The organism is Citrobacter sp. KH_055_1 (genome assembly GCF_057838705.1).
This window is the reverse complement of sequence record NZ_CM174473.1, coordinates 14,943-28,634: the sequence shown is the minus strand read 5'-3', so window position 1 is coordinate 28,634 and position 13,692 is coordinate 14,943. Positions and strand designations below refer to the sequence as shown.

The window sequence follows — 13,692 nt, the reverse complement described above, 5'->3', positions numbered from 1 at the left end:
ACTCAGGGCAAAAAGGTGAGGTGCATCACGCTTCGCTGACGTTGCGCGGCGCCTGAGCGTTTAAAAACGGCAGCAACAATAGTGCGGAAATACCCGCCGCAATGGCGATCACCACGAAGAACCCGGTCCAGTGCCAGACTTCCATCACCTTTGCCAGCGGCCAGCCGGAGAGCGATGCGCCGAGATAAGCGAACAGCCCAACAAACCCGGTTGCCGCGCCCGCCGCCTCTTTGTGCGAGCACTCCGCCGCCGCCATGCCGATCAACATCTGCGGGCCAAAGACAAAGAATCCGGTGGTGAAGAAGCACGCCGCCTGCATCACATAGCTGGCAAACGGCATCAGCCATAGTGAACCGACTGAGAGCAAAATCCCGGCGGCAAAAATCAGGTTCATCGGTCCACGGTTGCCGTTAAACAGTTTGTCCGATCCCCAACCCGCCACCAGCGCACCGATAAATCCGCCCAGTTCGAACATGGTGACCGCCGTATTAGCGGTGACCAAATCAACGCCCAGCGTCTCCGACATGTACAGATTGCCCCAGTCGTTGATCGCCGCACGCACCACGTACACCAGCACATAGCACAGCGACAGCAGCCAAATATACGGGTTCAGCAGCACGTATTTAGTGAGGATCTCTTTACGGGTCAGCCCTGCCCCTTCCTGCTGTTGGGCGATTTCCAGCTCGTCGTGCCGCCAGTCGCCAACCGGCGGTAAGCCGATGGCCTGCGGGCGGTCACGCAGTCGCCAGCAGAGGAAAATGCCAACCACAATCGCCATCGTCCCGGCAATCATCATCCCGGCCCGCCAGCCGTAGTGCAGCGCGGCGGCGGCCATCACCATCGGAATTAACGCCCCACCAACATTATGCGCGGTGTTCCACAGCGCCCACCAGCCGCCGCGTTCAGTACGCGAGTACCAGGCCGTCAACAGACGGGCGCACACCGGCGACCCCCAGCCCTGGAAGAAGGCATTCAGCGCCCACAGTACGGCAAACGCCCACAGCGAAGTGGAAAAGCCAAACAGGATGTTTACCACCCCGGTGGCAATCAGCCCGATGCCCATAAAATAGCGGGCGTTGGAGCGGTCGCTGACGATACCGGAGACAAACTTCGACAAGCCATAGGTGATGTAAAACAGCGTTGCCAGCAGGCCAATATCGTTGCGGGTGAGTACGCCGCTGGCAAGGATATCGGGCACCGCGGCGTTGAAGCTTTTACGCGTGAAATAAAACAGCGCATAGCCAAGCCAGATGGTCAGCAGGATATGACGCCGCCAGTAGCGGTAACGGGCGTCGACCTCGTGTTTATCAGTGATAAGCGGCGCATTCGCCGGGGCTTTAAAAAACGTCAGCATCAATGCTCCTTACACGTAGCGCTGAGGCAACGACACGCTGACGCGCGTGCCATGCGTGCAGGAAATCGAGAGCGATCCGCCAAGGGCCGTAATGCGCTCACGCATGCCGGTCAGGCCAAATCCTTGTTGATTCGAGCCCGGCGGCAGACCGCAGCCATCATCTTCAATCACCAACATTAACCGCTCGTCCTGTTGCCAGGCCTGAAGCGTCACCGCGCTGGCGTTGGCGTGTTTCACAATGTTGTTCAGCCCTTCCTGACAGACGCGAAACAGCGTCACCCGCTGGCTTTCACTGAGTGCCGACTCGTCGATGTGCCAGTCGAGATGGCTGACGATGCCGCGACTTTCCAGCTCCATTTCGCGTAGCAGCGAGCGAATAGCCTGTTCCAGCGTCAGATCGTCGAGCTGGCGTGGGCGTAACCGCCCAAGCAGGCGACGCACCGAATCGTAGACGCCCAACGAAAGCTGCTCAATATGCGCCCCGCTTTGCTTCACGCCCGCATTCTCCGGGGCCAGCCGCTGGACAATGCCCGCCTGGGTGCGAATGGCGGTGATGGTCTGGCCGATATCGTCATGCAGTTCGCGCGCCACATCGCGGCGCACGCTCTCTTCGGTTTCCAGCAAGCGTTCTGCCAGCCGATGATTACGCGCCAGCTCGTTTTGCAGCGACTGGTTGAGTTCTCGCAGACGCTGAATCCCCGCACCGAGCAGCAGCCCGGTCAGGCTTTGCGCCAGCAGCGAGAGCAGTAAATCAACGGGATGATCGTGCCAGGTCTGGCTGGCAATCAGCGCGATGGCGTTCATCAGCGTGGCAATCAGCGCGCCCTGCCAGCCATAATGCCAGGCCAGTGCGATGATCGGCAGCGCCAGGCAAAACGGTGTAAAGCGCGAAAGCTCGTCCGGCAAGCCCAACTGCAGCCACAGGCTGACGCTGAACAGCAGCAGGTACCACACCAGGTGCCGCCCACGCCAGTTCACCGGCTGGGAGACCACCGCCGGCCCGAGCGGTAGCCAGGTAGTGCTGGTCAGGTAGTGCCAGAACACCAGACAAATAGGGGCCAGCGTCAGTCCACCGGTCAGGGTCAGCAGCAGCGCAGTCCACGCGACTTCGCCCTGCCCCAGCCACGGCAGCGACTGTAACAGCGCCGCGGCAATCAGCGCCGCCCCCTGCAACAACAAGGCACGCCAGTCGCGCTGATGGCGATAGCGCCAGATCAACGTCACAGGCAGCAGCGTCAGCAGGCTACCGGTCATCAACAGGGGGAAGTGCGCCAGCGCCACTTCCTGCGCCAGCCAGAAAATCAGCAGCCATTCCGCGCCCAGCAGCACCGGCCAGTAGCCACGTGGACATTGCAGCATCAACCCCAGCCGCAGGCCAAACGGGAACAGCAGTACCGCCAGCTCCGGGCGTTCCACCAGATGCAAGCTAATGCTCCACAGGCAGAACCAGGCGGCGGAGAAGATAAAGAAGCAGGCGACAACGGTGATTAAGCGAGAAAAAAAGGTGTTCATTGCCAGCCGTCAAACATCCGTCGAGCCAGCTCAACGTCGTTACTGACGTTCAGTTTTTCCATCAGATTAGCGCGGTGCACATGCACCGTTTTTGGCGACAGGCCCAACTCGGCGGCAATCTCTTTCACCGCCATGCCCTGCGCCAGTTTTTCCGCCACCTGACGCTCTCGCTTGGTCAACGGATCCTGACGCCCTGCCGCCAGTTTGACAGCGATATCCGGCGTGAGATAGCAGCCGCCTGTTGCTACAGTATGTACTGCTGCAATCAGCTCATCAGGGCTACAGCGTTTGGAGAGGAAGCCGCGCGCCCCGGCGTTTAGCGCCTGTTCCACCAGCGCCGGGCTGTCGTGCACGGAGAGCATAATCGTCGCCATCCCTTTGGGGAGCTGGCTTAACAGCTCCAGCCCGGAGATATCCGGCATCGAAATATCGCAAATGCACACCTGCACGCCGCGGCCAGGCAATCCCGCCAACGCCTCAGCGCCTGAACCAAACTCAGCCACAACCTGCAAATCGGGTTCAAGCCCCAGCAGCTGCGCAAAGCCGGAGCGGACGATAAGGTGATCGTCTATCAGTGCAATGGTTGTCATGAATGTTGTCCTGGCGTGTGGGATGCCTGATGACGCTACGCTTATCAGGCCTACGGGCGGGAGCCGTGGTAGGCCGGATAAGGCGTTTACGCCGCCCTCCGGCAAAGGCGCTTACCTTAACGATATACACTTCATCGTTCAAGCCTTGAACGGATTACTCGAAGAACACGCTTATCTTGTTAAACATCGACGGGTCGGACTGGTTGCGCGCGACTTTCACCACATCTTCCAGTTTATCAATCTGGCTGATCATCTGTTCCAGACGTTGGTCATCGTTGACCAGTAGCCAGATGCGGCTCTGGTCGCTGTCCTGAATCGGTAGACAGAGAATGCCTTCCACGTTAAACGCGCGACGGGCGAACAGGCCACAAACGTGAGTCATTACGCCGGGGTGGTTACGCACGGTGAGTTCAAGTATTACGTTGTCATGAGTCTGCTGTTGCATAGCTTATTCCCCCACCATCTCTGTATTTGCCGCGCCCGGCGGCACCATCGGATACACTTTTTCTTCCGCATCGATACGCACGTGGATCAGCGCCGGTCCCGGACGATCGATAATCGCCTGCAATGCCGCCTGCGGGTCGGCTTCGTGGTTTAAATCGCAAGTTTCGAGGCCGAAACCGGCGGCAATCTGCATAAAGTTAATCATCCCCGGATAGGTGGCAGCAAACACGCCCTGTTTGTAGAACAGGCTTTGTTGCTGATACACCAGCCCCAGCGCTTCGTTATTCATCAGGATGATTTTAATATCCAACTGATTCTCACTGGCGGTGGCCATTTCCTGAATATTCATCATCAGGCTGCCGTCGCCGGAGAAGCACAGCACTTTTTTATCCGGGTTCGCCAGCGCCGCGCCAATTGCCGCAGGCAGGCCAAACCCCATGGTACCGAGGCCGCCGGAAGTCAGCCACTGGCGCGGACGGTTCAGCGGGTAAGCCTGCGCCGCCCACATCTGATGCTGACCGACGTCGGTGGTGATGATCGCGCTGTCGTCCACACAGGCAGCAACCGCGTTAATCAGCCCATAATGGCTGAGCGGATTTTTTTCCTGTGGGATGGTGCACGGAAATTCTTGCTGCAGGTCGGACACCTGCTGATGCCAGGCTTCACGCGGTTGCGCTTCAATCAGCGGGATTAACTGTGCCAGCACCTCATCTACATCCGCCTGAATCGCCACATGCGCTTGTTTGATTTTACCCAGCTCCGCGCGGTCGATATCCACGTGGATGATTTTTGCATTCGGGCAGAACTGCTCAGTTTTACCGATCGCCCGGTCATCAAAACGGGCTCCCAGAACGATCAATAAATCCGCTTCTTGCAGAATAAAGTTGGTGCTGCGCGCGCCGTGCATCCCCAGCATACCTAACGACAGCGGATGCGCTTTTGGCAGCATGCCGAGCGCCATTAAGGTCATGGTGGTGGGCAACGTCGCTTTTTCTGCCAGCTCACGCACCCGCTCAGGGGCGTTAATGACTCCGCCGCCAAGATACAGCACCGGCCGTTTGGCCGCGTTAATCATCGCAGCGGCATCGCGGATGCTCCCCGTGCTAAAGGCTGGCGCGGGTGCTTTTTCAGCCGGTGCAGGCAATGATTCAATCTCAAACACGGCGGTTTGGATATCTTTAGGAATGTCTATCCACACCGGGCCCGGACGGCCTGACTGCGCAATGCGGAAGGCATCACTCATAACCTGGGGTAATTCATTGATATGGCGGACCAGATAGTTGTGCTTGGTGATGGGAATCGCAATGCCGTAGGTGTCGACTTCCTGGAAGGCGTCGGTGCCGATCATCGAGGCCGGAACCTGACCGGTGATACACACCAGCGGGATGGAATCCAGTCGCGCATCGGCAATAGCCGTCACCAGATTGGTGGCCCCCGGCCCGCTACAGGCCATACACACGGCAGGTTTGCCATCGGTTCGCGCCATGCCCTGGGCGATAAACCCCGCGCCCTGTTCGTGACGCGCCAGGATATGACGGATTTGCGTACTTTGGCTTAAAGCGTCGTAGACGGGGAGAATCGAGCCGCCCGGAATACCGGTGACCACCGTAATGCCCTGGCGCTCCAGGAAATGAACGATGAATTCTGCGCCCGTAAAGCGCGTACGCTTGGATGTTATGCCCGAACTTGCCATGCTCCAGTCCTTTTATTCTGGGCCTGCGTATCCGGGTGGGTCTCTTAAACGAAAAACCCCGCCCGGTTTGCGCCGGCGGGGTTTTGGAATCGTGTGTTCCGGACCCTACGGCGCATTGCCGACGACCACCACCACACGCACGACGACCACTGCGCGAGATGGCGCAGTTTTTAGTAGGGTCGCTGTCAGCATGGAAGGGTTCATTAGGGGCCTTGTCTGTTTGTTGGTTAACAGGATTTATACAAACACAGGTTTTTCAGCGTGACAATGGAAAAATTTTCATCTGCGTAAAAATGCGTCAACGATCACGTTTCATTGTATGTTGTGCAAAAACAAAAAACCCCGCCGGAGCGAGGTTTTCATCAGCGTTGTGCGGTTGGTTTCCGCTGGACACACTGTGTTATGTCAACGCAAAAAGTATACGCGTTCTACGAAGAACACGCAATTTCGGCACGAATTTTGACGTTTTTTAGTATGATTCAGTCATAGCATTACGTCCATAAAATACTGTTCATTTATACAGTATTTATCTATAATGTCACCGTACGCAATGTGTTATGCGGGGGCCGCAGAGTAAACCGGCGCAAAAAAGTCCTGGCTGAAACGGGTGGTGCCGTCAGCGCCTTAACCCCCGTGTGAGCACACTGTGTTATGTCAACAAAGGTGCTGGCAACAGGCAGCGGCGAGGTACGCCAGCACCGTGCTCCTTGTACCAAAAGGAGAGCGTATGAGCCTCGTGGATATCACCATTCTTATCCTGAAACTCATTGTTGCTGCACTGCAACTGCTTGATGCTGTTCTGAAGTACATTAAATAACTCAGATTCAAGTCGCACTAAAGGGGAGTGGGTAACCACTCCCCTTTCACCGTTACCCAGGTGCGCGTAGCTCGACAATATGTTACGTTTTTATGACGCTATCAGGGACGAATACCGCTATGACGCTTTCTGTTTTCTGCATTTTGCTGTTCGCCGCACTGCTCCATGCCAGCTGGAATGCTATCGTAAAAGCAGGAAACGACAAGTTGTACTCCGCCATTAGCGTCAGCGGATCGGCTGCAGTCATGGCCTTGATTTTACTGCCTTTTTCACCTCATCCCTCAGCAGCCAGCCTGCCGTACTTAGCGGTCTCAACCGCGTTACAGGTGGTGTATACCGTGCTGGTCGCCAAGACCTATCAGGTCTCGGACATGAGCCAGACCTATCCCTTAATGCGCGGTACTGCCCCGCTGCTTGTCGCGATCATCAGCGTTCTGTTTCTCGGCGATAGTCTGTCAATGCTCGCCTGGGTGGGTATCGCCACCATCTGTATGGCAATCCTCGGCATGGCGTTTAACGGGCGCAGCAGCTCACAGCAGGGAATTGTTTTGGCGTTAATTAACGCCTGCTTTATTGCTGGCTATACGCTGGTGGATGGCACCGGGGTACGACTCTCAGAGACCGCGTTGGGCTATACGCTGTGGACCTTCTTTCTCAACGGATCTTGTCTGCTCACCTGGGCGATGATCGCCCGACGCCGGGAGGCATCACGCTATCTGGCGCAGCAATGGAAGAAAGGCATTTTGGGCGGTATCGGCACCATGGGATCTTACGGTCTGGCACTGTGGGCAATGACACAGGCCCCGCTGGCAGTGGTCGCCGCGTTACGGGAAACGTCAATCCTGTTTGGTGCCCTGCTCGCCTGGCTGCTGCTTAAAGAAAAAGTCGCCGGTATACGCATTTTTGCTGCTGCCGGGATTGCCGCCGGGGCGATTTTGCTCCGTTTGTCGTGATCGCGCCTTCTCCATCCTCCAGAATGGTCGGATGCATTCCGGCAACATTTATTGCCGCTATTTGTTTACATTTCCTGCCGCTTCCCTTCCCGCCTTTGTAGTGATCAATATGGTCTTCTTTTTTTAATGTGGTAGATTCCACGCGCATTTAGCGGAATGTTCAGCACCTTATTCTTCTTTTTTCTCTTTTTTAAAAGTAATCAGCGAAATGAAAAGGCATAGAAGCGTCAATTTGTTGTTGATGTTGGTACTCCTGGTGGCGGTAGGCCAGATGGCTCAAACCATTTATATCCCCGCCATTGCCGATATGGCGCGTGAACTCAACGTTCGCGAAGGAGCGGTGCAAAGTGTAATGGCGGCTTACCTGCTGACCTACGGCTTGTCGCAGCTGGTTTACGGTCCCCTTTCCGACCGAGTAGGGCGCCGTCCGGTGATCCTCACCGGAATGTCTATTTTTATGCTGGCTACGCTGGTCGCCATTACTACCCATAGCCTGACGGTACTGATTATCGCCAGCGCCATTCAGGGAATGGGAACGGGCGTCGGCGGCGTAATGGCGCGAACCTTACCGCGCGATCTGTATGAAGGTACCCAACTACGTCATGCTAACAGTTTGTTAAACATGGGTATTCTTGTCAGCCCGCTGTTAGCGCCGCTGATTGGCGGCGTGCTGGACACGATGTGGAACTGGCGCGCCTGTTATATTTTCCTGTTGATTCTGTGCGCAGGCGTAACGTTTAGCATGGCGCGTTGGATGCCGGAAACGCGCCCTGCGGGTGCGCCGCGCCCACGGCTTATCGCCAGCTACAAAACCCTGTTTGGCAACGGCGCATTCACCTGTTACGTACTGATGCTCATCGGCGGACTGGCGGGCGTTGCCGTCTTCGAAGCCTGCTCCGGGGTATTGCTGGGCGCAGGATTAGGCTTGAGCAGCATGGCGGTCAGTATTCTGTTTATTCTGCCGATCCCGGCGGCGTTTTTCGGTGCGTGGTTCGCCGGTCGCCCGAACAAGCGCTTCTCAACGCTGATGTGGCAGTCGGTTATCTGCTGCCTGGTGGCTGGTTTGATGATGTGGATCCCGGGCCTGCTTGACGTGATGAACGTCTGGACGTTACTGATCCCCGCCGCGCTGTTCTTCTTTGGTGCCGGGATGCTGTTCCCACTCGCCACCAGCGGCGCGATGGAACCCTTCCCGTTCCTGGCTGGTACCGCCGGGGCACTGGTAGGTGGTTTACAAAATATTGGTTCCGGCGTGCTGGCGTGGCTTTCCGCGATGATGCCTCAGACCGGACAAGCTAGCCTGGGTCTGCTGATGACCCTTATGGGTGTGCTGATTCTGGTGTGCTGGTTGCCGCTGGCGTCACGCGTGTCTCATCAGGAGCAGGCGGTTTAAGCGTGTGATGGCCCGGTTTCTCGCCGGGCTTTTCACATTCAGGCGCAATCACCGTATTCAGCAACGGTTCCAGCGCCGGACGCCAGGCCCCTTCCTCGCCATCATAAAACTGCGTATCTGCATTGATAGCATAGGGAATTTTTGCTTTCTTCAGCTCACAGGCCATAAAGCGGGCAAACGCCATCTGCGAGGCCGAAGGCACATTTTTGATCGTCTCTCCCGGCGCCCATCCCCCAACCCAACTGACATGACCGGTCTTCTGCTGCCAGTGAACAGCGCTGTTAATGCGGGCGCGAATCGCCGTCTTTTCTGCCGCTGTACCCGACGTCCACGGATACTTACCGTTGTTTTTTAGCGGCCCCCACGGGAAGACATGCCACTCGGCCAGCACGGTGTTCTGACTTTGCGGCGGTAGCTTCAGACTCGACAATTCTTCCGGCGCGGCGCGCAGACGGGGTGCGACAAAAATCATACGCTGGGGATAGATGGCGTGAATCATACGAATCGTTTTGTCATACACCCGATTGAGCGACGCCTGATTGTGATTGAGCTTATCAGCAGGTTCGTAGATCAGGTCAAAACCCAGTAACGGCAAGCCTTGACCAAAGTAATGTGCGACGGCCACCCACCAGTTAATCACCTCTTTTTCATTGCTGATGCTGGGGTCTTTTTTATACTCGTCCGCCTGATAAGCAATAATCGGGATCACGCCATAGTGTTCACAGGCTTCCACCAGCTTACGCAGATGGATAAGCCGGGCCTCAGTGGGTTCTCCGGCCACGCGAATACGCACATGGGCGAGCCCCTTCGCCTGGAAATCTCTTACCACCAGCGGGTCAAACTCGCGGATGCCCCGTTCGGTGCGCGCCCAATCCACGTCCATCCCCACACCCAGTTGTTGGGCGTAGTGTGCTGCCGTCAGCGGAGGTTGTGCCGCATAGACAGTGGCGCTGGCGAGCAGCAACAGAGAAGCAAGCGGCTTTAACACGGTGATCCTCAAGTAAATCATCAGGTGTGATTCACGTATTTAGCATGATTTCTGACGCCGGGTGTAGAGAGAAAGCGTAAAAATATTCGAGGCTCACCTCGATTATTTTACCTGCTCCTGCAGCCAGCTAATAAACGCCTCGATTTTCGGCCACTGCCGGCCAGGTAGCGTAGTGATGTAATAATGCTGATGGCATTTCAGCGCCATATCACCAAAGGGAGCGACCAGTTCTCCACTATCGAGGCGTTTTTGTACCAACCGCTTGCGCCCCATCGCCACGCCGATGTGGTTCATGGCGGCAATCACCGCTAAATCGGAACGATCGAAGCCAATGCCCGATGATGTCGGCAAATTCACTGCAAAATGCTGCGCCCAGCTGTGCCACTCATCGGTCCCTGAATCATTACTCCACGCCTGCCTGTCATGCAGCAACGTGCAGTGCGACAGGTTCACCCGCGCGTCGGTAAGATCATGGCGGCGGGCATAATCCGGGCTGCACACCGGCAAGATCGCTTCGTCCATCAGGAAATGATGCGTGAGCTGCGCAGACGGCGCATCATCAAAATAGATGGCCAGGTCAATACCGGCACGCTGCATATTGACGTTGTCATTCCCGGTCAGCATGGTCAGTGAAATCGACGGATAGCGACGGGTAAAGTCGCCGAGCGCGGGAACCAGCCAGCACTGGGCGATGGAGGGCCGCGAGTAGACGGTAAGCGTCCCGGACAGCTCCTGGTTTTTGATATCGAGAATTTCCTGATTAAGCGTATCCAGAGAAGATTTCAGCGCCCAGAACACCCGCTTGCCTTCGTGCGTGAGTTCGACTTTTCGATGTGAACGGACAAACAACTGGATGCCCAGTTCCTCTTCCAGTTGATTAATACGGTGACTGACGGCGCTGGGACTTAACGACAGTTCGTCTGCTGCCAGCGCAAACGACTGATGCCTGGCCGCCACTTCAAAGGTATAAAGCTTTGACAGTTGCCAGCCATTGAGCAGCCGATTTCTGACCTCGCGTACGGGATCCATACTCACCTCTTTCATCCTGAATCTTTCCCCGAAGTGTAAAAAAAACCGCTGTAAAAATCAGCGCAAAGATGAATCAGAGTGAACCATATCGCATTATTAGGCCATTATTAGAGGTAAATCACCCATTTGATTCAATCTATCTCATGTGAAAGAGGATTTTTATCGTTTGTCAGCGAGTGCCTTATTTTTGTCCAATAGACCCAGGCTATAAAGTCAGGTTAATCACAGGGCAAGGTGAGATATGCACTCTCAAATCTGGGTTGTGAGCACGTTGTTGATAAGCATCGTGTTGATCGTTTTGACCATCGTGAAGTTCAAATTCCACCCGTTTCTGGCGCTGCTGTTAGCCAGCTTCTTTGTGGGAACGATGATGGGTATGGGTCCACTGGATATGGTTAATGCCATTGAGAGTGGTATCGGCGGTACGCTGGGCTTCCTCGCCGCGGTTATCGGTCTGGGGACTATTCTCGGAAAAATGATGGAAGTGTCCGGCGCGGCAGAACGCATCGGCCTGACGCTACAGCGCTGCCGCTGGCTTTCCGCTGACGTCATTATGGTGCTGGTCGGTCTGATTTGCGGGATCACGCTGTTTGTTGAAGTCGGCGTGGTGCTGTTGATTCCGCTGGCGTTTTCTATTGCCAAAAAAACCAATACCTCGCTGCTGAAGCTGGCGATCCCGTTGTGTACAGCACTGATGGCGGTGCACTGCGTCGTCCCACCACATCCGGCGGCCCTGTTCGTGGCGAACAAGTTGGGTGCCGATATTGGTACAGTGATCGTTTACGGTTTACTGGTGGGTCTGATGGCGTCGCTGATCGGCGGGCCGCTGTACCTGAAATTCCTCGGCAATCGTCTGCCGTTTAAACCGGTACCGGCTGAGTTTTCCGACCTGAAGGTACGCGACGAAAACACGCTGCCGTCGCTGGGTGCCACGCTGTTTACCGTGCTGCTGCCGATTGGCCTGATGCTGATGAAAACCGTCGCTGAACTGAATATGGCGAAAGGCAGCGCGGTGTATACGCTGCTGGAGTTTATCGGCAACCCGATCACCGCCATGTTTATCGCCGTGTTTGTGGCCTATTACATTCTCGGTCTGCGCCAGCATATCGGCATGGGCGCACTGTTGACCCATACTGAAAATGGCTTTGGATCCATTGCCAACATCCTGCTGATTATCGGTGCGGGCGGCGCGTTCAACGCCATTCTGAAGAGCAGCGGACTGGCGGATACGCTGGCGCTGATTCTTTCAAACATGCATATGCACCCGATTCTGCTGGCCTGGCTGGTGGCGCTGATCCTGCACGCTGCGGTGGGTTCTGCCACGGTGGCGATGATGGGCGCAACGGCGATTGTGGCACCCATGCTGCCGCTCTATCCCAACGTCAGCCCGGAGATCATTGCCATTGCCATCGGTTCCGGCGCGATTGGCTGCACAATCGTCACCGATTCCCTCTTCTGGCTGGTGAAGCAGTACTGCGGCGCTACCCTGAATGAGACGTTTAAATACTATACGACCGCGACATTTATCGCGTCGGTGATTGCACTCGCGTGCACATTCCTGCTTTCCTTTATCATCTAAGCGCAAAGAGACGTCCTATGGAAAACATGCAAAAACTCATCGCCCAGTATCCGTTAGTGGAGGATCTGGTCGCACTGAAAGAAACGACCTGGTTTAACCCGGGCACCACCTCTCTTGCGGAAGGTTTACCCTATGTTGGCCTGACGGAAGACGACGTTCAGGATGCTCACGCCCGTCTGGCGCGCTTTGCGCCGTACCTGGCAAAAGCTTTCCCGGAAACCGCGGCCACCGGCGGTATTATCGAATCTGAGCTGGCCGCCATTCCCGCCATGAAGAAACGGCTGGAAAAAGAGTTTGGCCAGAATATCAGTGGCGAAATTCTGTTGAAGAAGGACAGCCACCTGCCGATTTCCGGCTCGATTAAAGCCCGTGGCGGTATTTATGAAGTACTGACTCACGCCGAAAAACTGGCGCTGGAAGCCGGTCTGCTGACCACCGATGATGATTACAGCGTGCTGCTTTCACCTGAGTTCAAGCAGTTCTTCAGCCAGTACAGCATCGCGGTAGGCTCGACCGGTAACCTCGGGATGTCGATCGGTATCATGAGCGCCTGCATTGGCTTTAAGGTGACGGTGCATATGTCTGCTGACGCCCGCGCCTGGAAAAAAGCCAAACTGCGCAGCCACGGCGTGACGGTAGTGGAGTATGAAGAAGATTACGGCGTGGCGGTTGAACAAGGCCGCAAGGCGGCGGAGTCTGATCCAAACTGCTTCTTTATCGACGACGAAAATTCCCGCACGCTGTTCTTAGGCTATGCGGTTGCCGGGCAGCGTTTGAAGGCGCAGTTCACGCAGCAGGGCCGCGTGGTAGATGCCGACCATCCGTTGTTTGTTTATCTGCCATGCGGCGTCGGCGGCGGCCCTGGCGGCGTGGCATTTGGCCTGAAGTTGGCGTTCGGCGATAACGTACACTGCTTCTTTGCAGAGCCGACCCATTCACCGTGCATGCTGCTCGGGGTTTACACCGGGCTGCACGATGAAATCTCTGTACAGGAGATTGGCATTGATAATCTGACTGCAGCCGATGGCCTGGCGGTGGGTCGGGCTTCTGGTTTTGTGGGGCGTGCAATGGAGCGTCTACTCGACGGCTTGTACACCCTTGATGACCAGACCATGTACGACATGCTGGGCTGGCTGGCGCAGGAGGAAGGGATTCGCCTTGAGCCGTCGGCACTGGCGGGGATGGCCGGTCCGCAGCGCGTTTGCGCGTCAACTGACTATCAACAAATGCACGGTTTCAGTGCTGAGCAACTTAATAACGCCACGCACCTGGTGTGGGCCACCGGCGGCGGCATGGTGCCGGAAGCCGAAATGGCACAGTACCTGGCGAAAGGGCGCTAA

General features: G+C 56.3%; 13 protein-coding genes and 1 pseudogene. 6 read left to right on the top strand and 8 right to left on the bottom strand.

What is annotated here, in order from left to right; translation table 11 throughout:
* Nucleotides 1-25 precede the first annotated feature (25 nt).
* From AC3ITF_RS00145 to uhpA, 3 genes are read right to left on the bottom strand one after another with little or no spacing between them, the layout of a single operon-like run.
* Nucleotides 26-1,354 (bottom strand): MFS transporter, encoded by a 1,329-nt coding sequence (locus tag AC3ITF_RS00145; RefSeq protein WP_096759019.1) that lies wholly within the window; start codon nucleotides 1,352-1,354, stop codon nucleotides 26-28.
* Nucleotides 1,355-1,363: 9 nt separating this feature from the next.
* Nucleotides 1,364-2,866 (bottom strand): signal transduction histidine-protein kinase/phosphatase UhpB, encoded by a 1,503-nt coding sequence (gene uhpB / locus AC3ITF_RS00140; protein ID WP_137362530.1) that lies wholly within the window; start codon nucleotides 2,864-2,866, stop codon nucleotides 1,364-1,366.
* Nucleotides 2,863-3,456, bottom strand: a complete 594-nt coding sequence (gene uhpA, locus AC3ITF_RS00135; RefSeq protein ID WP_096759017.1) for a response regulator transcription factor UhpA — start codon at nucleotides 3,454-3,456, stop codon at nucleotides 2,863-2,865. Before uhpA ends, uhpB begins: the two co-directional genes overlap by 4 nt.
* Nucleotides 3,457-3,478: 22 nt before the next feature.
* On the opposite strand from uhpA, the pseudogene AC3ITF_RS00130 reads away from it, so the two are divergent.
* Nucleotides 3,479-3,562, top strand: a pseudogene (locus tag AC3ITF_RS00130) (hypothetical protein); the annotation flags it as partial.
* Between the two features lie 48 nt (nucleotides 3,563-3,610).
* Here the strand turns inward: AC3ITF_RS00130 and ilvN are convergent.
* The 3 genes from ilvN to ivbL all read right to left on the bottom strand — a co-directional run bounded on the left by ilvN (nucleotide 3,611) and on the right by ivbL (nucleotide 5,797).
* Entirely contained in the window at nucleotides 3,611-3,901 is a 291-nt protein-coding gene (gene ilvN, locus AC3ITF_RS00125) for an acetolactate synthase small subunit (RefSeq protein ID WP_115257126.1), read from the bottom strand.
* A 3-nt stretch (nucleotides 3,902-3,904) separates the two neighbouring features.
* Complete coding sequence (gene ilvB, locus AC3ITF_RS00120) at nucleotides 3,905-5,593, bottom strand: acetolactate synthase large subunit (protein ID WP_489176030.1); 1,689 nt, start codon at nucleotides 5,591-5,593, stop codon at nucleotides 3,905-3,907.
* 105 nt (nucleotides 5,594-5,698) lie between these two features.
* A complete protein-coding gene (gene ivbL, locus AC3ITF_RS00115; protein WP_096759014.1) occupies nucleotides 5,699-5,797 on the bottom strand; it encodes an ilvB operon leader peptide IvbL in 99 nt (32 codons plus the stop codon).
* A gap of 523 nt (nucleotides 5,798-6,320) precedes the next feature.
* Here ivbL and tisB point away from each other — a divergent pair.
* The 3 genes from tisB (at nucleotide 6,321) to emrD (ending at nucleotide 8,756) form a co-directional block, all read left to right on the top strand.
* Nucleotides 6,321-6,410 carry a type I toxin-antitoxin system toxin TisB gene (gene tisB, locus AC3ITF_RS00110; protein ID WP_115257124.1) on the top strand — a complete coding sequence of 30 codons (90 nt, stop codon included), beginning with the start codon at nucleotides 6,321-6,323 and terminating at the stop codon, nucleotides 6,408-6,410.
* Between the two features lie 92 nt (nucleotides 6,411-6,502).
* Nucleotides 6,503-7,363 (top strand): DMT family transporter, encoded by an 861-nt coding sequence (locus AC3ITF_RS00105; protein WP_297711787.1) that lies wholly within the window; start codon nucleotides 6,503-6,505, stop codon nucleotides 7,361-7,363.
* A 208-nt stretch (nucleotides 7,364-7,571) separates the two neighbouring features.
* On the top strand, nucleotides 7,572-8,756 hold the full coding sequence (gene emrD, locus AC3ITF_RS00100; protein WP_096759012.1) for a multidrug efflux MFS transporter EmrD: 1,185 nt from the start codon (nucleotides 7,572-7,574) through the stop codon (nucleotides 8,754-8,756).
* Here the strand turns inward: emrD and AC3ITF_RS00095 are convergent.
* Nucleotides 8,683-9,765 carry a cellulase family glycosylhydrolase gene (locus AC3ITF_RS00095; RefSeq protein WP_489176029.1) on the bottom strand — a complete coding sequence of 361 codons (1,083 nt, stop codon included), beginning with the start codon at nucleotides 9,763-9,765 and terminating at the stop codon, nucleotides 8,683-8,685. The two genes, emrD and AC3ITF_RS00095, sit on opposite strands and share 74 nt — an antisense overlap.
* 81 nt (nucleotides 9,766-9,846) lie before the next feature.
* Nucleotides 9,847-10,773 (bottom strand): DNA-binding transcriptional regulator DsdC, encoded by a 927-nt coding sequence (gene dsdC / locus AC3ITF_RS00090; RefSeq protein ID WP_182297224.1) that lies wholly within the window; start codon nucleotides 10,771-10,773, stop codon nucleotides 9,847-9,849.
* 241 nt (nucleotides 10,774-11,014) lie between these two features.
* Here dsdC and dsdX point away from each other — a divergent pair, with 241 nt between their 5' ends.
* Entirely contained in the window at nucleotides 11,015-12,352 is a 1,338-nt protein-coding gene (gene dsdX / locus AC3ITF_RS00085) for a D-serine transporter DsdX (RefSeq protein ID WP_096759009.1), read from the top strand.
* 17 nt (nucleotides 12,353-12,369) lie between these two features.
* Nucleotides 12,370-13,692 (top strand): D-serine ammonia-lyase, encoded by a 1,323-nt coding sequence (dsdA, locus tag AC3ITF_RS00080; protein ID WP_117342595.1) that lies wholly within the window; start codon nucleotides 12,370-12,372, stop codon nucleotides 13,690-13,692.